Below are 16,437 nucleotides of genomic sequence, written 5' to 3'. Positions count from 1 at the left end.
CGTTGCCAGGACGGTCGACGTCCCACCATGGCCGGGTTCGTCCCGCACGACGCAGTGAAAGCCGATCCCGATCGGATCCGCCGTGCCTCTGCTCGGATGTCCGGCCTCGCCGACGTGTTGTGGGATGACATCGATCTCGTCCGTCTCGCCGTGGAGGAATTGCTGGAGACCTCCTGGACAGGCGCTGCGGCCGATTCCCATGCAGTTCTGTGGGCGGAGTGGGTCGATTCGGCTCGGAAGATATGCGGCGCGCTCACCGAGGACGCGTGGCTGCTCGATGGCATTGCGACCGAATATGCCGCAACGGACAACGTGATCGATGAACACATGGTGGATTCCGGCCTTCGGTTGGACCGTTGACGGCGCGCTACGTCGCCGACGTCGAACAGATTCTCGCTCTTGTCGATCGCGCACACATAGTTGGAGCCACGATCGAATCGGCTATCGCCGAAGTGGAGCGCGAGGTGAACGATCTCGGCATCGAATGGGAGGGCGAAGCGGCTGAGGCTCACCGCTCGAAGCACGAGCTGCTCCGGCAGGAATTGAACGATATGCGAACCGCGCTCGCGCAACTCGGCACGCTGGCGCGAGGCGCCCATGATCGCTACCGCGCAGCCGTCGACCACAACAAGCGAATGTGGCCCTGATGGCCCCGATCAGCGTCGACCCGCAAATCCTCGCCGATGCGGCCTCCCAGTACAGCAGCGCCAAGACCATCTCGAGCGGCGCGATAGCGGAACTCGCCGCGGAACTCCACCGGAACTGGGGCTGCGCAGGCACCGACAACGCCGGAAAGTCTTGGGCAGACAGCTACGATTCCGCGGCATTCGACGCAGTCACCGCGGGGACCGACATCGCGAATGCGTTCGGCAAGCTCCACGACCTGCTTGCAGCAACCGGCGTCAATCACGCCAACGCAGAGAATGCGAACACCGTTCCGCCGACCCCGCCGCTGCCCGTTCCCCCACAACTTCCTCATACGAATACACCGCTGTTCAACGGTTCCTACGGCGGCGACACCGACGCCCCGATGGGGTGGGGACTGATCACGCGATGGCTACAGGGCCACATGTGGCCCAACGGTGACCCGGAGAAGTTGCGGGGACTCGGAAGCGCGTGGCGCACCGCGGCCGAAGAGCTGAGACGAGCGAGCGATTCCACGAACTCCGCGTGGACCGACATCGAAAAACTTGCCTCCGACGAATTGCCGCAGGTCCTCGCCCAGATGGACGGCGTCTACAGCGCTGCGCACAACGTCGCCGACCAATTCGACACTCTCGCGAGCGCTTGCGGCGAATGGGCGTCGACCATTCAGGACGCTCACCAGAGCGTCATCGATATCGTGGGAACCGCCATCGTTGCCGGCACGATCGCCGGTGCAGTTGCCGGCTTCTTCACCCTCGGCGTGGGAACAGTCGCCGTTACCGGCGCGACGGGAAGCGCCATCGCCGGAAGTGTCATCGCCGTCCTGACCGGAGTGGAAGCGGCGTCCGCAATTGCCGTCGGTGTCACCGTGGCAACCGGCGCGGCGGCCATTGGAATTGCATCGGACGTGCAACCGCTCCTACAAGCAAGTCCGACCACCTTCAACGCAAACACCGGCGGAGGAAATTGGCACTACAACCCTCCCCCGGCTGATCGACGGCTTCCTGGCTTTCCTGATGCCAAACAGACGAAGCCGTTGAATAATCGACCGCGTTGGACTGACAGCAGAGGAAATATTTTGGAGTGGGACTACCAGCACGGAGCTATCGAAAAATACACGAAAAACGGAAAACACCTAGGCGAGTTCGACCCAGTAACGGGCGACATGACCAAGGGGCCAGCGCCCGGCCGAACACCAGGGAGATGACAATGTGGTACTTGGACGCGTACGAGAACAAATCTGAACTTCTTGCAAAAAGCTATCCGCTTCAGGGTGCAACCAGCACGACTATAGAAGAATTGATCGGGACAAATGAAGAAAGCGGACCGATTGAAGCCGCAATGCACGAGGTTGCGCCCGCAGACTTACCCAGATTCGCCAGATATATTGATGGCGAGCTGCTGATCGACCTCGGCTGTACATACTTCGTAGGCCTTTTCGCAGACTGACTAAAGGAGAAGGAAATCTGGTACTTGCAAGAATTCGATGATGAAACCGAGTTGGGAACAGAAATACACCTTCTTCGCGACATGACTGTCGAATTCGTCAAACGCACGCTCCAGATCGATGACAGCGACTTCGAACTACCCGTTGCAGTCGGCCAGAACGACGTTCCGGCGGAGAAGATACCCAACTTTGCTCGGTTCATGCAAATACCGTTCGAGGCGAAGGAGAATCATTCGTACGAAGTCTCGTTTCTTGCCGAACCGAAATAGACTTCACACTCCGCCGCCATGGCCGGTAAGCAAGAAGTAGCGAGACGGCATGTGGTATTTGGAATCTTATAATAAACGAACCGATACGATCGCACACAGCTACCTCCTGACTGCTATCACCGGAGACGAAATCAGAGAACTGATTGACGTCGACGAAAGTGAACTTCCCCTAGAAATGGGACCATATCCAGTCGCATTGGCCGACGTGCCGAAGTTCGCGCGGTACATCGAGGGCGATTTCAGGATCAGCTCCGATAATGAGTACTTCATCGGCCTGTTCATCGACTGAGGAAGGGCAGTCTGGCACCTGGAGACCAGCTGTAACGCGACTGAAAACCGGCCCGAAATTCACGTGCTCGGGAACATGACTGTCGACATTCAGAATCTGTCATTCGGCACCTGACATCACAACGCGCCCTGACACGGTCCGGAGGTTCAGATGCAGGCCTCGCGCACTCTTCAACCCTGTTCCAATGTCGTCCGTGAGACTCACGTCGCGGCGACTCCGCCCTGCGCTCAACCGCATAGACGATGAAGCGCGGCAATCGCTCAGTTCCCGCGCAGCCCAGCCATTTCGCAATCCGCACACCCGGTTGGACACCCGAACTCCCACTTCTTCGCTAACGTCGGACCATGACGGACTCGAAGGCAGTCGACATCGACCATCTCACCCACTCGCTGCGCGACCGCAACATCGCCGGGGTGACCATCGGCTGGGTCGACAACAACGGCATCGTCCGATCGCGCACCGTGCCCACCGCAGAATTGACGGCAGTCGCACGTCGCGGAGTGGGAATCACCGCGGTGTTCGCCGTATTCGATTCGCACGACGGGATCACGTTCGCCCACGATGGACTGTCGACCCCGTCCGGCGATGTGCGGTTGATTCCGGTGATCGACAACGCGTCGAGCGTAGTAGCGCTCGCCGGCCAATCGGGGCTTGCCTGGGTACACGGCCGGCAGCTCTCAGCAGACGGCTCTCCCTGGCCCTACGATCAGCGCGCGGTTCTCGAGCGTCAGGTGCAGAAGGCGTCCGATGCCGGATTCGAGGTGCGGGCCGGATTCGAGATCGAGTTCGCGCTGACTCGCGAATCGGACGGCCTGTCCGCTCATCGCGGACCTGCATACTCCGCGAACGCAGTACGCGATGTCGACGAATTCGTCGTGCTGCTGCTCAACGCGCTTGCCGCGAACGGTCTGAGCATCGGCCAGATTCACGCCGAGTACGGCGCTTCCCAGATCGAGATCGCGCTCAGTCCACTCGATCCACTCGCCGCGGCCGATGCGCAGATCCTCGCGCGGCAGACCATCCACTCAGCGGCACGCGCTCTGGGTCTGCGGGCCAGCTTCGCTCCCCTGCCGTCGTCGAGCAGTGCAGGCAATGGTTGGCATCTGCACACGTCGCTGGTCCGCGACGGTCGGAACGCACTGACCGGTGACGGAGAGCACGGATTGTCCGACACCGGCCGGTCCTACATCGCAGGCCTGGTTCGAGAACTGCCGGGACTCACTGCCATCACGGCACCGAGTTCGGGATCGCTGCTGCGTCGTCGACCCGGCTACTGGGCCGGTGCCTTCGGGTTCTGGGGCGTCGAGAACCGTGAGGCTGCAGTGCGGCTCGTACCGTCGTCGCCGCTGCTCGGTCCGAATCACACCAACGTCGAGTTGAAGGCTTGCGATGCGTCGGCCAATCCGTATCTGGCGCTGGCCGTCACGATCGCGGCCGGCCTGTCTGGAGTAGCGGATTCGGCCCAGTTGCCGCCACCGGTTCAGCAGGATGTGGGCGGCTGGGACGACGCACGTCGTGAGGCCGCGGGTATCTCCCCACTCGCGACGACCCATACTCAGCAGCGGGAGAACCTGCTGTCATCCGAACTCGTCGCGAACGTGTTGGGCGAGGATCTTCTGGGCGCGTTCGTTGCGTGCCGGGACGCCGATGCCGCGTGGGCGGAGAGTCACACCGAGGACGAACTGCTCGAATCGTTGCGCTGGATCTACTGAGATGCTGCGACGCTTCCCCGGCGCAGGTGCAATCGTCTCGGCACTCGATCGTGTTCTGCCGCAACCGGATCAACTCTGCGGACCGTTCTCGGCATCGGTAGCGTTGACCGCTGTTCTCGACGAAGACGCACCGGATGTCACGGCACTCGCGGTCGCATCGGGATCCGCGATCTGGCCGATCGAGGTCGAGTCGGCGCGTCCCCCTGGATCGCCCCGGACCACCGACGGGTGGGATGTACTGCCGAGGGCTGCATCGATCGATGCAGCCGGGACCACAGCAGCAGGTCTCGCGTCGGGCATCGAGACGGCGACCGACCACCGCGTTTCCGTTGTTCCGATCAGGGGACCCGGTGCCGGGAGACTGCGTCTGTTTCTTTCCCGCCTCGCGGACGCGCAGTTCCGATTCAGCCTGCTGGCGAATGTACATACTGCAGAGTTGACCGAATTCGATTGGAACGTAGGGCATTTCGTGACCGTCTGGGGATTCGACCCAGCCGAGGACGGAGTAGCGATTGCCGACACCTATCGAGAACTCGGAGACCCAACTATGCCACCCGGATGTAGGACCGTCTCCGCCGATACTTTCGCGTCGGCCATGTCCGAACGTGGCCTGCTCATGATCGTCGAGAGCGATGATCGCGATGCCGCACTGGCTCTGACCCGATCGCTCGACCTGCGACACGACGTGTGGTCGGTATGAAGCTCCGGGCCTGAGAAACACGAAATGGGCGTGGGCTCCTCGGAAGGAACCCACGCCCATCAGCGTGGTGTGGTGAAGCCCGGAGGCCTCAGATCACCAGGAGCTCTTGCGAACTCCGGGAAGCTCTCCGGCGTGTGCCATCTCGCGCACGCAGATACGGCAGAGGCCGAACTTGCGGAACACGGAATGGGGACGGCCGCAGCGGTTGCAGCGAGTGTATGCACGCACCGCGAACTTCGGCTTCTTGTTGGCCTTGTTGACCAATGCCTTCTTCGCCATGGACTCAGTTCTCCTTGAACGGGAAGCCGAGGTGCTTGAGCAGCGCGCGGCCTTCTTCGTTGTTGGTTGCGGTGGTTACTACGGTGATGTCCATGCCGCGCGGACGGTCGATCTTGTCCACGTCGATCTCGTGGAACATCGACTGCTCGTTGAGGCCGAACGTGTAGTTTCCGTTGCCGTCGAACTGCGTGCCCGAGAGGCCGCGGAAGTCCCTGATTCGGGGAAGGGCAATGGAGACCAGACGGTCGAGGAACTCCCACATGCGGTCGCCACGGAGGGTGACGCGTGCGCCGATGGGCATTCCTTCGCGCAGCTTGAACTGTGCGATGGACTTGCGAGCCTTGCGGATCTCCGGCTTCTGGCCGGTGATGGCAGCGAGGTCGGCAACTGCACCGTTGATCAGCTTGGCGTCACGGGCGGCGTCGCCGACACCCATGTTGACGACGACCTTGACGATGCCGGGGATCTGCATGACGTTCTCGTATGCAAATTCGGTGTTCAGGGCGTCTTTGATCTCGGCGCGGTAGCGCGCCTTGAGGCGGGGCTGTTCGCCCGCGATGTTTTCGGTGGTAGTCATCTCAGATGTCCTTCCCGTTCTTCCGGGAAACACGAACGCGCTTGCCGGTTTCTTCATCGGTCCGGTAGCCCACGCGAGTGGGGTTTCCGTCCGAGTCGACCACTGCGACGTTCGATACGTGGATCGGAGCTTCCTGGGTGACGATGCCACCCGAGGATGCGCCGCGCTGGTTGGCGGAGACCGCGGTGTGCTTCTTGATGCGGTTCACACCCTCGACCAGAACCTTGGAGTCAGCGGGGTAGGCCTGAATGACCTTGCCCTTGGCACCCTTGTCCTTGCCTGCGATCACGAGAACGGTGTCGCCCTTGTGCACCTTCATTTACAGCACCTCCGGGGCGAGCGAGACGATCTTCATGAACTTCTTCTCACGCAGCTCACGGCCGACCGGGCCGAAGATACGAGTTCCACGGGGATCGTTGTCGGGCTTGATCAGCACCGCAGCGTTCTCGTCGAAACGGATGTACGAGCCATCCGGACGGCGACGCTCCTTGATGGTGCGGACGATGACGGCCTTGACGACCTCACCCTTCTTGATGTTTCCACCGGGAATGGCGTCCTTCACCGTAGCTACGATGATGTCGCCGATTCCGGCGTAGCGACGTGACGAACCACCGAGAACGCGGATGCAAAGGATTTCCTTCGCGCCCGTGTTATCAGCGACGCGTACTCGCGACTCCTGCTGAATCACTAACTTCTCCTTGACCTGGATGTACGTACGTGCCGGATTTCCGTCCCGACACGCGCGGTCGGCTGCCGGGAACGGGCGCACGAAGGCACACCACTGCCACAGGCAACCGGTCAAGTGTAGGGGAACGGGCCCCAGGGATCCAAATCGCCATCGCGCGAGCACCGGCCGCCGCCTGCGAACCCGGAACTCTCGGTACGGTTTCGGGGATGGGACATCTTCGGATCAGCGGGGCGCGGCGATGACGTCGACGGGCGACGGCGGCCACTGGTGGTCGAGTCTGCCACTGGATCGGGTCGTCCGACTGCACGGTGCCACCGAGCGTGAACTCGCCGAGTCCGTGAACCCTCTGCCGTCGGACGCGCCCTCGATCGTGTTCTTCGCGGTCGATCCAGCGACGGCGAATCGTGCCGTCGATCTCGTCGATGCGGTGGTGGCAGAACTCGAGAACGCTGCAGTCGACTCGGTTCCGCTGTTGCTCACGGAATTCGACCATCAGGAAGACTCGTCGACGTTGCATCGGCGCGCTGCACGCGCCGCCGCTGTGCGGCTCGCCGGCGACACAGCGCACTTCGGTCCGTACGTCGGGGCCCTCGCAGATGCCGCAGTCGCGGGGCGGTCGCCGCGTCGAACCGCATTCACCGTCGAGACCCGAGCAGCAGGGTCGGCCCGAGTACTTGCCTCCGCTCAGCACAGAAGCACTGTTGCCCTCGTGTTGGTCGTGCCCGTCGGAACGGACGCCGGAGTCGTCGCGGGAGCAGCGGAATGGTTGTGCGCCCACGCCGGGGCAGGGGTCTGGGTGACGGGCGACGGGGCGTCGAGCGTGAACCGATTCCCGTCGGTCTCGGTACGTGCGCCGGAAGTACCCGACGGCGTCAGCACGGTCCTCGATCGATTCCGGCCGCTCAGCTATCCCCCGATCGCGGGTCACCCCCACCCGGCGAGCGAACCCGAGAAGCGTCTGTGCCGCGCGCTGGACGCCCATGACTGGGCCACCGGGCGTGAGCACAACCGCTCGATCCGGCTCGACGAGCTCAGCCGACCGTTCACGGTCGACGTACTGTGGCGCACCGAGAAGGTCGTAGTGGAAATCGACGGAAACGAGCACCGGGCAGTCGATCGGTTCGCCGAGGACCGCGTCCGTGACAACCAGCTGCAGACACACGGCTACATGGTGTTGCGCTTCACCAATGCTCAGGTGATCGACGATCCGCAACGTGTGGTCGCTACCATCCGCGAGGCAGTATCGAGAAGACGATCGAAGGGGGATCCTCGATGAGCACCGAAGACCTGAACGGGACGGAAGCGGCAGTGCTGCTCGTCCTGATGGCCGAGGCAAGTCCGGTCAAGAACTCCGAACTCAGAGCGATGGGACCCGAGCTCGCGAAGCCGTCCCGGGACAGGCTGAAGAATGCCGGTCTGATCGAGGTGAATGCATCCGTCCGACCGATGACTCTCGAACTGACCGACAAGGGTTGGCGCACCTGCGGCGAACTCATCGGCGGGGAGCCACCGGCCCGGTCGACGGGAGCAGGAAAGGCCATGTTCACCGTCTTGGCCGGGTTGCGTCGGTGGCTCGACCGCACCGACAGCCGTCCGGCAGACGTGTTCTCGCCCCGCGGAGACGAGGCTGCACCCGACGAATCTGCAATCGACGAGAAGGCCGTCGATTCCGATACCGTCGACATCGAAGCCTCGATTCGCGCGGCGTATGCCCGGATCGCGCGCGAACCCGGCAGCACCGTGCGACTCTCGCGCCTGCGAAACGAGTTGCGCGACATACCCAGAACCGATCTGGACGACGCCCTCGCGCGCCTGCGTCGTGCGGCGGATGTCTCGCTGATACCCGAAGAAAATCAGAAGACTCTGACCGACGAGGAACGCGCCGCGGCCGTCGTCGTCGGTAATCAGCAGAACCACCTTCTCTCGATCGAACCATGATGGGCGTTGAGTCGACGATGACGGACAACGAGCAGATCAGAGCTCTCGAATCGGTGCGGTTGAGCTGGGCACCGACCCCCGACGACGTGTGGCGTTCGCAGTCCAACGTGCATGTGCCGGGGATGCACGAACGAGTGTTCCTCGAAGTGATGAACGCATACGACGACGCGGACGCCTCCGACGACGCGAGTCCGCTCGGGGTCGTCGTGCGCGGCCCGGCCGGTTCGGGCAAGACGCATCTGCTCGGCCAGGTGCGCGAAGAAGTGCAGCTCAAGGGCGGTTACTTCTTCCTGATCAGGTTGCTCGACGCTGCCGGATTCTGGCGCTCTACGCTGATGGGGATGCTCGACGACCTGATGCGTCCATCCGGCCGCGGATCGGACAGCCAGCTCGGGCTGTTGCTCCGACGCCTGTGCGAGATCGGCGAGATTCCCGACGATCAACGCGCAAAGATCATGGGCGAGAACATGATCGACGCGGACACGTTGAACGACTTCGTCACCGCGGTGTACAAGGTTCACCCCCGCCACCGCCGGACGTCGCAGCACACGCTGCGCGCACTCGTGCTGTCCATCGCCCCCGACTCGGCAGTTCAGGACCTGGGTGACGCATACCTGCAATCGATCGACGATGTCGATCCGGACGAGTTCTCGGCCTGGGGCATCCGCCGGGCCGAACTCGGCCATCAGGGCATCGCCGAGAACATCTCGCGTCTGCTCGCTATCACCGGTCCGACGATTCTCGCGATCGACCAGATCGACACACTCGTGGCGCAGTCTCGTACCGGATCGGACCAGGAGTTCGCCGACGCTCAGGAAGACAAGGTCGTCGAGCAGCTCGCGCACGGCTTGATGTCGTTACGCGAGACCCTCCCCCGCACCGCCTCGGTACTTTCTGCGCTGTCGAGTGCCTGGGAACTGATCGCCGCGCGCGGAGTCGCGCCGATGCGTGACCGCTTCCGAGTCACTCAGTCGCTCAAGCCGATTCCATCGTCGGACATCGGACGCCTCCTTCTCGGACGACGTCTGGCAGCGTGCTTCCTCGAAGCCGGGTTCACTCCGCCGCACCCCACGTGGCCGGTCGCGCCCGACGCGTTCGAGCAGGCCCCCGATTTCACTCCGCGCCAGCTGCTCATCGCCGTCGATCGCCACATCAGGCACTGCCTCGACACCGGCGTCGCGTCGGAGTTGGAGAGCTTCACCGACAGGTCGGGTCCGGCCGATGCGCCGGATCTACCCACTGCGCGGGTCAACGAACTCGACGCGCTCGACGATCGCTACAAGCAACTTCGCGAGCAGGTCGACGTCTCGATTCCGCTCCGACCCGACAGCGAGGACTCGATCGTTCCCGCACTGCTGTCCGCGGGCCTGACCGCGTGGATTCACGAGCATCAGTCGTCCGACGACAGCCTGGCCCAGGATCCGCCGCCGAGCGGCAAGCCTGCGCTGCACGCTCGCCTGCGCCACACCGTCGACACCGATACCGACGACGAAGAGCACTGGTGCTTCCGCGCGGTCACGTCCGGTAACGCCCGCGCCGCGCTGGCCCGAGTGGAACGGGCCGTGACGACGGCTGGCCTGCGGATAGACATGCCGAGGCGTCGGCTGATCCTGATCAGAAACGATCCGTGGCCGAACGGCGCGAAAACCGAGCAGACCATCGCGGCCCTGCGGCGCGCCGGAGGCATCGTGGTGCCCTTCGGCGACGAGGACCGCAGGGCTCTGGCGGCGTTGTCGATCCTGTTGACCGAGAACTCCCCCGCACTCACGTCCTGGCTGCTCGCACGCAAGCCGGCGCACGATGTGGAATTGTTCCGGGCGGTGCTTCCCGCTGTCAGTGTCGTCGACGACGACACCGCCCTCATCGAACCCGAGACGCCGAGCGTCGCAGCGCAGCCCGCGGCACCGCGGCGGCCGTCCATCGTGGTCGGTGCCGAACTCAGCACAGGTGCGGACGTCGCCGTTCCACTCGAAGCGTTGCGCAAGCACACTGCGATCTTCGCGGGCTCCGGTTCGGGCAAGACGGTGCTGATCCGTCGCCTGGTGGAAGAGTGTGCGCTGCAGGGAGTTTCGGCGATCGTACTCGACGTCAACAACGACCTGGCTCGGCTCGGCACCGCGTGGCCCGAGGACGAGAGGACGTGGCCACCGGGGGACGAAGCGAAGGCGACCGCGTATCTGCGCGACACCGACGTCGTGGTCTGGACGCCTCGCAAGTCCTCCGGTCGGCCGCTGAGCTTCCAGCCACTTCCGGACTTCGTCAGCGTCCTCGGCGACGCCGACGAGTTCGAGGCCTCCGTCGAGTCGGCACTGGCCTCACTCGAACCGGCTGCGGGAGTTCTGGGCACGTCACAGAAGGCCAAACACGGTCGGGCCGTGTTGAAGTCAGCGCTCGATCTGTTCGGTCGACGGCCGCAGGGCGGGGACCTGACCGCCTTCATCGACCTGTTGGAAGAGTTTCCCGAGGACGCCAGCGAGATGCGCGATGCGGTGCGCATCGCGGCCGGACTGGCCGAGAATCTCAAGGCCGCCGCCGCGAACGATCCGATGTTCGCGGGAGCGGGTACCCCGGTCGATCCGGCCGTTCTGCTCACTCCGGCCGAGGGCAAGAAGGCCAGGGTCTCGGTGATCAACCTCGCCGGCCTGACCACCGACGAGCAGAAGCAGAGCTTCGTCAACCAGCTGCAGATGGGTTTGTTCGCCTGGATCAAGAAGAACCCTGCGGGCGACCGGCCGCTGGGTGGGCTGTTCGTGATGGATGAGGCGCAGAATTTCGCGCCCTCGGACAGGACGACCGCTGCGACACACAGCACTCTCGCTCTGGCCTCGCAGGCACGCAAGTACGGACTCGGCCTGGTGTTCGCCACCCAGGCCCCGAAAGGTCTGCACAATCGAATCGCCGGCAATGCGTCCACTCAGTTCTACGGCCTGCTCAACAGTCCCTCACAGGTGGAGGCAGCCAAAGAGATGGCGCGGGTGAAGGGTGGCTCGGTTCCCGACGTCGGACGCCTGCCCGCCGGTCAGTTCTACGCGGCCGTGGAGGGCGCAGAATTCCGTCGTACGGCCACTCCGCTGTGCCTGTCCTACCATCCGAAGAGTCCGCCGACCGAGGAAGAGGTCATCGAGCTGGCGCGCCAGTCCTGACGCCCTCGACAGTGGCACACTGGATTCGATGAAAACCCTCGCACGCGGGGAGAACTGCCCCGCTCCTGCCGGTCCCCTGACGGTGACACTCGCAGCGTCGACCTCGGTCGACGTCTCCGCGCTGCTTCTGGGGCCGGACGGGCGGGTGCGTTCGGACGCGGACCTGGTGTTCTACAACCAGCCATCCGCCCCCGGTGTCGAGTATCGCCGTGCATCGACCGGGCACCTGCTGATGTTCGACGCCACCGCCGTCCCCGCCGGCGTCGATACCGTGGCCGTTGCGGCGTCCCTCGACGGAACGGGGCCGGCCACGTTCGCGGCTGCGGGTCCGACGGCGGTGACGGTGTCCGATGCGTCGGACACAGCCCTGGTGGCATTCACTGCCGATGCACTCGGAGACGAGAGCGCGCTGGTGTGTCTCGAGTTCTACCGCCGCGGCGAGCAGTGGAAGATCCGTGCCGTCGGCCAGGGCTACGCCGATGGTCTGGCGGGGTTGGCCACGGCGTTCGGGATCAGTGTCGAAGACGACGAGCCGACGCCCGACACCCCCGACGAGCCATCAGCAGACGCCGCCGCGCCACCCGTGAATTCACCCGTCCCTCGAGGAGTCCTGGCCATGAGAAGTGAACTGTTCACGCCCGCCCACGCCGAGGTTCCCGGCTCGGGCATTCAGAAGCAGGGCAGCAAGATGTGCCGAATCGGGATGAACGGTGACGTGATGGCCCGGGCCGGTTCGATGGTCGCGTACCAGGGCGATCTACGGTTCGAGGCGAAGGGCTCGGGTGGTATCGGCCGGGCGCTCAAGCAGGCGCTCTCGGGCGAGGGTGTCCCTCTGATGAAAGTCACGGGCCGGGGCGATCTCTTTCTCGCCAACGCAGCTCAGGACGTCCATCTGATCGACCTGGACGGGTCCGACGGTCTGACCATCAACGGTGCCAACGTGCTGGCTTTCGAGTCCACGCTGAGCTACGACGTCAAGCGTGTGCAGGGTGCTGCGGCAGGCGGTAACGCGGGCTTCTTCAACTGTGTGTTCACCGGGCGCGGACGGATCGCCATCACCACGGACGGGATTCCGGTGGTGCTGAACGTCGATCAGCCCACCTTCGCCGATCCGCAGGCTGCGGTTGCGTGGTCGTCCTCGTTGCAGACGAGAGTCAAGAAGAACGATTCGTTCGGTCTCGGCACGCTGATCGGGCGGTCGACCGGTGAGCGGTTCACCCTCGAGTTCGCCGGCCAAGGGTTTGTCGTCGTACAGCCGTCGGAGCAGCCGCCGGGCGGGATGATCGGTGGCAGTGGCAGTGGTGAGCAGGCCGGTGTGGGCGGCGCGCTCGGCGGCTTGTTGGGCAGATAGGCCGCGCGGCCGGAACACAGAAATGCCCGCTCCCAGGAAGGGAGCGGGCATTTGTGTGCAGGTACTACTTGGCCTTTTCGAGAACCTCGACCAGTCGCCAGTGCTTCGTGGCGGACAGCGGACGGGTCTCCATGAGCTGAACGCGATCGCCTACGCCGGCGTCGCCCTTCTCGTCATGTGCTTTGACCTTGGTGGTGCGACGGATGATCTTGCTGTAGAGGGGGTGCTTGACCCTGTCCTCGAGCTCGACCACGATCGTCTTTTCCATCTTGTCGGATACGACGTAGCCGATCCGAACCTTACGGTTGTTGCGCTCTTCAGTCACAATGTTTTCCTCGCTCATGCTGCGTCACCTGCTGTGTCCTCGGAAGGACCAGAGGCCAAGCCGAGCTCACGTTCACGAAGCACCGTGTAGATACGCGCGATTTCGTGGCGCACCACGCGCAGTCGACGGTTGTTGTCCAACTGGCCGGTAGCCATCTGGAAACGAAGGTTGAACAGCTCTTCCTTCGACTCACGCAGCTTGGTGACCAGCTCTTCACCGGTGAGCTCGCGGAGCTCTGCGGCTGGGGTTCCGGTAGCCATCAGAACTGCTCCTCCCTGGTGATGATGCGTGCCTTGATGGGCAGCTTGTGGATGGCGCGAGTCAGTGCCTCACGCGCGATGGTCTCGTCGGGGTACGACAGCTCGAAGAGCACACGACCCGGCTTGACGTTGGCGATCCACCACTCGGGCGAACCCTTACCGGAACCCATGCGGGTCTCGGCAGGCTTCTTGGTGAGCGGGCGGTCCGGGAAGATGTTGATCCAGACCTTGCCGCCACGCTTGATGTGGCGAGTGATCGCGATACGAGCGGACTCGATCTGACGGTTGGTGATGTAGGCGGGCTCGAGAGCCTGGATGCCGTAGTCACCGAATGTCACCTGAGTTCCGCCCTTGGCGGCACCCGAACGCTTCGGGTGGTGCTGCTTGCGGTGCTTGACCCGGCGGGGGATCAACATGCGTCAGCCCTCCTGAGTGGGCTCGGTCGAGGCCGGAGCCTCGGTTGCGGATGCCGCGCGGCCGGCCTCGGTGCTGGTCGCCGTGGTGCCCGAGGCACCGCTGCGACGCGGACGAGTGGGACGCTCACGACGGGGACGGTCTGCACCGGCGGCCGGAGCCGCAGCGGCAGCGAGTTCACGCCGTCCGCCGACGATGTCGCCCTTGTAGATCCAGACCTTCACGCCGATGCGGCCGAAGGTGGTCTTGGCCTCGTACAGTCCGTAGTCGATGTCGGCACGGAGCGTGTGCAGGGGAACGCGTCCCTCGCGGTAGAACTCCGAGCGCGACATTTCGGCGCCACCGAGACGGCCGGAGCACTGAACACGAATGCCCTTGACGTTCGGCTGACGCATGGCCGACTGGATGGCCTTACGCATTGCGCGACGGAATGCGACGCGGTTGCTGAGCTGCTCGGCAACACCCTGGGCCACGAGCTGAGCCTCGGACTCGGCGTTCTTGACCTCGAGGATGTTGAGCTGAACCTGCTTGCCGGTCAGCTTCTCGAGAGCTCCGCGGATGCGGTCGGCCTCGGCGCCACGACGACCGATGACGATGCCCGGACGTGCCGTGTGGATGTCCACGCGAACACGGTCACGGGTGCGCTCGATCTCGACCTTCGCGATGCCTGCGCGCTCCATGCCGGTGGCAAGAAGCTTGCGGATCTCGACGTCTTCCTTGACGTACTCCGAGTACTGCTTGTCTGCGTACCAGCGCGACTTCCAGTCAGTGGTGATACCCAAGCGGAAGCCGTGCGGGTTGATTTTCTGACCCACTACTGAGCCCCTTCCTTGGACGCCTGGCCCTTACGACGGTTGCGAGACGTTCCGCCGGTCTTGGGCAGGCTTTCGACGATCACCGTGATGTGGCTGGTGCGCTTGCGGATCCGGAATGCCCGGCCCTGAGCGCGCGGCTGGAATCGCTTGAGGGTTGCACCCTCGTCGACGAATGCAGTGGCGACGATCAGTGTGCTGGGATCGAGATCCAGGTTGTTCTCGGCGTTGGCCGCTGCGGAGGCGATCACCTTGGCGACCGGCTCGCTCGCTGCCTGCGGCGCGAACTTGAGGATGTTGAGCGCGTCCTCGACGGAGCGCCCGCGAACCAGATCCACGACGCGACGTGCCTTCATCGGCGTGACGCGAACGTGCTTCGCTACGGCCTTGGCAGTCGGATTGGCGGTGGGGGTGAAGTTGGTCATCGCCTCTTCGCCTTCCGGTCGTCCTTGATGTGACCCTTGAACGTGCGGGTCGGTGCGAATTCCCCGAGCTTGTGGCCGACCATGGAGTCGGACACGAACACCGGCACGTGCTTGCGACCGTCGTGGACGGCGAAAGTGTGACCGATGAAGTCGGGCAGGATTGTCGATCGACGGGACCAGGTCTTGATGACCTGCTTGGTTCCCTTGTCGTTCTGGACGTCAACCTTCGCGAGGAGGTGATCGTCTACGAACGGGCCTTTCTTCAGGCTGCGTGGCATTCTGAACTCCCTCCTAGCGCTTGTTCTTGCCGGTACGACGACGACGGACAATCAGCTTGTCGCTCGCCTTGTTCTTGCGGGTACGGCCTTCCGGCTGTCCCCAGGGGCTGACCGGGTGGCGTCCACCGGAGGTCTTGCCCTCGCCGCCACCGTGCGGGTGGTCGACCGGGTTCATCACGACACCACGAACGGTCGGGCGCTTGCCCTTCCAGCGCATGCGGCCGGCCTTGCCCCAGTTGATGTTCGACTGCTCGGCGTTGCCGACCTCGCCGACGGTTGCGCGGCAGCGCACGTCGACGCGACGGATTTCACCGGACGGCATACGCAGCGTGGCGTAGGGGCCTTCCTTACCGAGGAGCTGGATGCTCGCTCCGGCGGAGCGGGCCATCTTGGCGCCACCACCCGGACGGAGCTCGACCGCGTGGATGGTCGTACCCGTCGGGATGTTGCGCAGGGGCAGGTTGTTGCCGGGCTTGATGTCGGCATTGGCACCCTGCTCGATCGGCGAGCCCTGGGCGATGCCCTTGGGTGCGACGATGTAGCGCTTCTCGCCGTCTGCGAAGTGCAGCAGTGCGATGTTCGCGGTGCGGTTGGGGTCGTACTCGATGTGAGCGACCTTGGCCGGCACGCCGTCCTTGTCGTTACGACGGAAATCGATGAGACGGTACGCACGCTTGTGACCGCCACCCTTGTGCCGGGTGGTGATACGACCGTGTGCGTTACGTCCACCGCGACCGTGCAGCGGGCGGATCAGCGACTTCTCGGGGGTCGAACGCGTGATCTCAGCGAAATCGGAAACGCTGGAGCCACGACGGCCCGGGGTTGTCGGCTTGTATTTACGGATTGCCATGAGTCTTCTCGTCCTCTATATCCGAAGAGTCCCAG

Annotated in this window: 23 protein-coding genes; 12 read left to right on the top strand and 11 right to left on the bottom strand. The window is 63.9% G+C overall.

All coding sequences use genetic code 11. From position 1 onward, the window contains the following. The first annotated feature begins 27 nt into the window (after positions 1 to 27). The 8 genes from R4P47_RS02785 (at position 28) to R4P47_RS02750 (ending at position 5,062) form a co-directional block, all read left to right on the top strand. On the top strand, positions 28 to 360 hold the full coding sequence (locus tag R4P47_RS02785; protein WP_317784035.1) for a WXG100 family type VII secretion target: 333 nt from the start codon (positions 28 to 30) through the stop codon (positions 358 to 360). Then, positions 357 to 647 (top strand): WXG100 family type VII secretion target, encoded by a 291-nt coding sequence (locus tag R4P47_RS02780; RefSeq protein WP_317784034.1) that lies wholly within the window; start codon positions 357 to 359, stop codon positions 645 to 647. The genes R4P47_RS02785 and R4P47_RS02780 overlap by 4 nt, the downstream gene beginning before the upstream one ends. Beyond that, the gene (locus R4P47_RS02775) at positions 647 to 1,852 is read left to right on the top strand and encodes a colicin E3/pyocin S6 family cytotoxin (protein ID WP_317784033.1); all 1,206 of its coding nucleotides are present in this window, start codon (positions 647 to 649) and stop codon (positions 1,850 to 1,852) included. Before R4P47_RS02780 ends, R4P47_RS02775 begins: the two co-directional genes overlap by 1 nt. Positions 1,853 to 1,854: 2 nt before the next feature. Beyond that, positions 1,855 to 2,094 carry a hypothetical protein gene (locus tag R4P47_RS02770; protein ID WP_300525308.1) on the top strand — a complete coding sequence of 80 codons (240 nt, stop codon included), beginning with the start codon at positions 1,855 to 1,857 and terminating at the stop codon, positions 2,092 to 2,094. Positions 2,095 to 2,118: 24 nt separating this feature from the next. Continuing rightward, positions 2,119 to 2,361, top strand: coding sequence for a hypothetical protein (locus R4P47_RS02765; protein ID WP_317547389.1), 243 nt, complete (start codon positions 2,119 to 2,121; stop codon positions 2,359 to 2,361). 49 nt (positions 2,362 to 2,410) lie between these two features. Beyond that, positions 2,411 to 2,650: a hypothetical protein gene (locus R4P47_RS02760; RefSeq protein WP_317784032.1), complete on the top strand. Its 240-nt coding sequence runs from the start codon at positions 2,411 to 2,413 to the stop codon at positions 2,648 to 2,650. Positions 2,651 to 2,994: 344 nt separating this feature from the next. Further along, the gene (locus R4P47_RS02755; RefSeq protein ID WP_317784031.1) at positions 2,995 to 4,362 is read left to right on the top strand and encodes a glutamine synthetase family protein; all 1,368 of its coding nucleotides are present in this window, start codon (positions 2,995 to 2,997) and stop codon (positions 4,360 to 4,362) included. 1 nt (position 4,363) lies between these two features. Beyond that, positions 4,364 to 5,062, top strand: coding sequence for a DUF3303 domain-containing protein (locus R4P47_RS02750; protein ID WP_317784030.1), 699 nt, complete (start codon positions 4,364 to 4,366; stop codon positions 5,060 to 5,062). Positions 5,063 to 5,155: 93 nt separating this feature from the next. Here the strand turns inward: R4P47_RS02750 and R4P47_RS02745 are convergent, their stop codons facing one another. The 4 genes from R4P47_RS02745 to rplN are packed head-to-tail and all read right to left on the bottom strand — an operon-like array spanning position 5,156 to position 6,606. Next, complete coding sequence (locus tag R4P47_RS02745; RefSeq protein ID WP_008718273.1) at positions 5,156 to 5,341, bottom strand: type Z 30S ribosomal protein S14; 186 nt, start codon at positions 5,339 to 5,341, stop codon at positions 5,156 to 5,158. Between the two features lie 4 nt (positions 5,342 to 5,345). Then, positions 5,346 to 5,918, bottom strand: coding sequence for a 50S ribosomal protein L5 (gene rplE / locus R4P47_RS02740; protein ID WP_008718275.1), 573 nt, complete (start codon positions 5,916 to 5,918; stop codon positions 5,346 to 5,348). Between the two features lies 1 nt (position 5,919). Further along, a complete protein-coding gene (gene rplX, locus R4P47_RS02735) occupies positions 5,920 to 6,237 on the bottom strand; it encodes a 50S ribosomal protein L24 (protein WP_032397537.1) in 318 nt (105 codons plus the stop codon). Continuing rightward, positions 6,238 to 6,606: a 50S ribosomal protein L14 gene (rplN, locus tag R4P47_RS02730; protein WP_032397538.1), complete on the bottom strand. Its 369-nt coding sequence runs from the start codon at positions 6,604 to 6,606 to the stop codon at positions 6,238 to 6,240. A gap of 238 nt (positions 6,607 to 6,844) precedes the next feature. Between rplN and R4P47_RS02725 the strand changes: the two genes are divergently transcribed. From R4P47_RS02725 to R4P47_RS02710, 4 genes are read left to right on the top strand one after another with little or no spacing between them, the layout of a single operon-like run. Continuing rightward, complete coding sequence (locus tag R4P47_RS02725; protein ID WP_317532222.1) at positions 6,845 to 7,882, top strand: endonuclease domain-containing protein; 1,038 nt, start codon at positions 6,845 to 6,847, stop codon at positions 7,880 to 7,882. Then, positions 7,879 to 8,544, top strand: coding sequence for a hypothetical protein (locus R4P47_RS02720; protein WP_317532221.1), 666 nt, complete (start codon positions 7,879 to 7,881; stop codon positions 8,542 to 8,544). Before R4P47_RS02725 ends, R4P47_RS02720 begins: the two co-directional genes overlap by 4 nt. 17 nt (positions 8,545 to 8,561) lie before the next feature. Continuing rightward, on the top strand, positions 8,562 to 11,687 hold the full coding sequence (locus tag R4P47_RS02715) for an ATP-binding protein (protein ID WP_317784029.1): 3,126 nt from the start codon (positions 8,562 to 8,564) through the stop codon (positions 11,685 to 11,687). A 28-nt stretch (positions 11,688 to 11,715) separates the two neighbouring features. After that, positions 11,716 to 13,038 (top strand): AIM24 family protein, encoded by a 1,323-nt coding sequence (locus R4P47_RS02710; protein WP_317784028.1) that lies wholly within the window; start codon positions 11,716 to 11,718, stop codon positions 13,036 to 13,038. Between the two features lie 64 nt (positions 13,039 to 13,102). Here R4P47_RS02710 and rpsQ read toward each other — a convergent pair whose 3' ends face one another. The 7 genes from rpsQ to rplB are packed head-to-tail and all read right to left on the bottom strand — an operon-like array spanning position 13,103 to position 16,402. After that, positions 13,103 to 13,381, bottom strand: coding sequence for a 30S ribosomal protein S17 (gene rpsQ / locus R4P47_RS02705; protein WP_317784027.1), 279 nt, complete (start codon positions 13,379 to 13,381; stop codon positions 13,103 to 13,105). Continuing rightward, positions 13,378 to 13,623 (bottom strand): 50S ribosomal protein L29, encoded by a 246-nt coding sequence (gene rpmC, locus R4P47_RS02700; protein ID WP_032376634.1) that lies wholly within the window; start codon positions 13,621 to 13,623, stop codon positions 13,378 to 13,380. The genes rpsQ and rpmC overlap by 4 nt, the downstream gene beginning before the upstream one ends. Further along, positions 13,623 to 14,039 carry a 50S ribosomal protein L16 gene (rplP, locus tag R4P47_RS02695; protein WP_027496313.1) on the bottom strand — a complete coding sequence of 139 codons (417 nt, stop codon included), beginning with the start codon at positions 14,037 to 14,039 and terminating at the stop codon, positions 13,623 to 13,625. The genes rpmC and rplP overlap by 1 nt, the downstream gene beginning before the upstream one ends. Before the next feature lie 3 nt (positions 14,040 to 14,042). After that, the gene (rpsC, locus tag R4P47_RS02690) at positions 14,043 to 14,852 is read right to left on the bottom strand and encodes a 30S ribosomal protein S3 (protein ID WP_027496312.1); all 810 of its coding nucleotides are present in this window, start codon (positions 14,850 to 14,852) and stop codon (positions 14,043 to 14,045) included. Beyond that, complete coding sequence (rplV, locus tag R4P47_RS02685) at positions 14,852 to 15,274, bottom strand: 50S ribosomal protein L22 (protein ID WP_037188319.1); 423 nt, start codon at positions 15,272 to 15,274, stop codon at positions 14,852 to 14,854. The genes rpsC and rplV overlap by 1 nt, the downstream gene beginning before the upstream one ends. Beyond that, positions 15,271 to 15,552, bottom strand: a complete 282-nt coding sequence (gene rpsS, locus R4P47_RS02680) for a 30S ribosomal protein S19 (protein ID WP_008718309.1) — start codon at positions 15,550 to 15,552, stop codon at positions 15,271 to 15,273. The genes rplV and rpsS overlap by 4 nt, the downstream gene beginning before the upstream one ends. Positions 15,553 to 15,565: 13 nt before the next feature. Beyond that, entirely contained in the window at positions 15,566 to 16,402 is an 837-nt protein-coding gene (gene rplB / locus R4P47_RS02675) for a 50S ribosomal protein L2 (RefSeq protein ID WP_008718311.1), read from the bottom strand. Positions 16,403 to 16,437: the final 35 nt, after the last annotated feature.

Source organism: Rhodococcus sp. IEGM 1370 (genome assembly GCF_033142325.1).
Classification (GTDB): domain Bacteria; phylum Actinomycetota; class Actinomycetes; order Mycobacteriales; family Mycobacteriaceae; genus Rhodococcoides.
Note: the sequence above shows the minus strand (reverse complement) of the source record. Positions and strands in the feature narration are given on the sequence as shown.

What these genes read in the sequence shown, in the direction of transcription:
- R4P47_RS02785 (WP_317784035.1), top strand. Translation starts at nt 28, where the DNA reads ATGGCCGGGTTCGTCCCGCACGACGCAGTGAAAGCCGATCCCGATCGG.
- R4P47_RS02775 (WP_317784033.1), top strand. Translation starts at nt 647, where the DNA reads ATGGCCCCGATCAGCGTCGACCCGCAAATCCTCGCCGATGCGGCCTCC.
- R4P47_RS02770 (WP_300525308.1), top strand. Translation starts at nt 1,855, where the DNA reads ATGTGGTACTTGGACGCGTACGAGAACAAATCTGAACTTCTTGCAAAA.
- R4P47_RS02760 (WP_317784032.1), top strand. Translation starts at nt 2,411, where the DNA reads ATGTGGTATTTGGAATCTTATAATAAACGAACCGATACGATCGCACAC.
- R4P47_RS02755 (WP_317784031.1), top strand. Translation starts at nt 2,995, where the DNA reads ATGACGGACTCGAAGGCAGTCGACATCGACCATCTCACCCACTCGCTG.
- R4P47_RS02750 (WP_317784030.1), top strand. Translation starts at nt 4,364, where the DNA reads ATGCTGCGACGCTTCCCCGGCGCAGGTGCAATCGTCTCGGCACTCGAT.
- R4P47_RS02745 (WP_008718273.1), bottom strand. Translation starts at nt 5,341, where the DNA reads ATGGCGAAGAAGGCATTGGTCAACAAGGCCAACAAGAAGCCGAAGTTC.
- rplE (WP_008718275.1), bottom strand. Translation starts at nt 5,918, where the DNA reads ATGACTACCACCGAAAACATCGCGGGCGAACAGCCCCGCCTCAAGGCG.
- rplX (WP_032397537.1), bottom strand. Translation starts at nt 6,237, where the DNA reads ATGAAGGTGCACAAGGGCGACACCGTTCTCGTGATCGCAGGCAAGGAC.
- R4P47_RS02725 (WP_317532222.1), top strand. Translation starts at nt 6,845, where the DNA reads ATGACGTCGACGGGCGACGGCGGCCACTGGTGGTCGAGTCTGCCACTG.
- R4P47_RS02720 (WP_317532221.1), top strand. Translation starts at nt 7,879, where the DNA reads ATGAGCACCGAAGACCTGAACGGGACGGAAGCGGCAGTGCTGCTCGTC.
- R4P47_RS02715 (WP_317784029.1), top strand. Translation starts at nt 8,562, where the DNA reads ATGACGGACAACGAGCAGATCAGAGCTCTCGAATCGGTGCGGTTGAGC.
- R4P47_RS02710 (WP_317784028.1), top strand. Translation starts at nt 11,716, where the DNA reads ATGAAAACCCTCGCACGCGGGGAGAACTGCCCCGCTCCTGCCGGTCCC.
- rpsQ (WP_317784027.1), bottom strand. Translation starts at nt 13,381, where the DNA reads ATGAGCGAGGAAAACATTGTGACTGAAGAGCGCAACAACCGTAAGGTT.
- rpmC (WP_032376634.1), bottom strand. Translation starts at nt 13,623, where the DNA reads ATGGCTACCGGAACCCCAGCCGCAGAGCTCCGCGAGCTCACCGGTGAA.
- rplP (WP_027496313.1), bottom strand. Translation starts at nt 14,039, where the DNA reads ATGTTGATCCCCCGCCGGGTCAAGCACCGCAAGCAGCACCACCCGAAG.
- rplV (WP_037188319.1), bottom strand. Translation starts at nt 15,274, where the DNA reads ATGACCAACTTCACCCCCACCGCCAATCCGACTGCCAAGGCCGTAGCG.
- rpsS (WP_008718309.1), bottom strand. Translation starts at nt 15,552, where the DNA reads ATGCCACGCAGCCTGAAGAAAGGCCCGTTCGTAGACGATCACCTCCTC.
- rplB (WP_008718311.1), bottom strand. Translation starts at nt 16,402, where the DNA reads ATGGCAATCCGTAAATACAAGCCGACAACCCCGGGCCGTCGTGGCTCC.